We start from the raw sequence: 671 nt of genomic DNA, 5'->3' as shown, positions 1-671 counted from the left end.
CAGGGCGACGTAGCGGGCGTGCATGGCGCCGGCGAGTTGCGCCGCCTTGTCCTGCGGCCGCGGCGAGGAATCGACCAGCACGACGGGGATGCCGGTCAGCGCCAGCTGCTTCGCAGCGATTAGCGCCTCCGCCTCGGCCTCGCTGCGGCCGCCGCCGTCGCGCGCGACATTGGCGCGGCCATCGGTCATCAGCACGATGGTTGGCGCCTGCCCCTTGGCCTTCACCGCAAGCGCCAGCTCGGTGGCGGCGAAAATCGCCGCCGACAGTGGCGTGCCGCCGCCGCCCGGCAGGCCGGCGAGACTGCGCTTGGCGCGCGTCAGCGAGCGCGTCGGCGGCAGCAGCAGCTCGGCCGTCCTGCCGCGAAACGCGATCAGCGCCACCTCGTCGCGGCGGATGTAGCATTCGGCGAGCAGCAGCTCGACCGCGCCCTTCACTTCCGCCAGCCGCTGCAAGGCCGAGGAGCCGGAGGCATCGACGACGAAGATCGTCGTGGTGCCCGAGCGCTGCTTGAAGCGGGTGATACGGATGTCGTCCTTGTGCACGATGAGGCGGCCGCTCTTCCCGCCGCGTTGCGCCCGCCGACGCAACGGCTGCCACGGCGCCGCCGCGCGCAGCGTCTCCAGCACGTTGAGCCGCGCGCCAGCGCGCCACTCGCCGCGGCGCGCGCCGA

At 73.5% G+C, this 671-nt stretch carries 1 protein-coding gene; it reads right to left on the bottom strand.

Features of this window, described 5'->3' with window-relative positions; genetic code table 11:
• Window positions 1–671 (bottom strand): VWA domain-containing protein (locus BRAO375_RS19385; RefSeq protein ID WP_035641255.1); only part of this gene is annotated, 671 nt, incomplete at both ends.

It is taken from the genome of Bradyrhizobium sp. ORS 375 (assembly GCF_000239775.1).
In the GTDB taxonomy this organism is placed as follows: domain Bacteria; phylum Pseudomonadota; class Alphaproteobacteria; order Rhizobiales; family Xanthobacteraceae; genus Bradyrhizobium.
The sequence above is the reverse complement of the archived record's forward strand: the minus strand, read 5'-3'. Positions and strand labels throughout refer to the sequence as shown.